The following is a 251-nucleotide window of genomic DNA, read 5'->3' as shown; positions in this document are numbered from 1 at the left end:
CCCCCCCCCCCCCCCCCCCCCCCCCCCCCCCCCCTTTCCCCAACCAAACACCCCCCCCCCAGATTAGCGAGTGTCTCGTGGGCTCGGAGATGTGTATAAGAGACAGGCCCTGGTTGAGCACGATGATCTCGTCGCTGAAGTGGCGCGCTGTGGCCAGGTCGTGGGTGATGTAGAGCACCCCGAGCCCGACTTCGCGCTGCAGGCCGACGAGCCGGTGTCGATGCTAGAACTGCCTCTTATACACATCTCCG

1 pseudogene is annotated in these 251 nt (G+C 65.7%); it reads right to left on the bottom strand.

What is annotated here, in order from left to right:
* Positions 1-106: 106 nt before the first annotated feature.
* Positions 107-211: pseudogene (locus tag ACPYOG_RS20130) on the bottom strand (ABC transporter ATP-binding protein); the annotation flags it as partial.
* Positions 212-251 lie beyond the last annotated feature (40 nt).

Source organism: Leifsonia sp. HAY1-4F (assembly GCF_056755275.1).
This window is presented reverse-complemented; position numbering and strand designations above follow the sequence as displayed.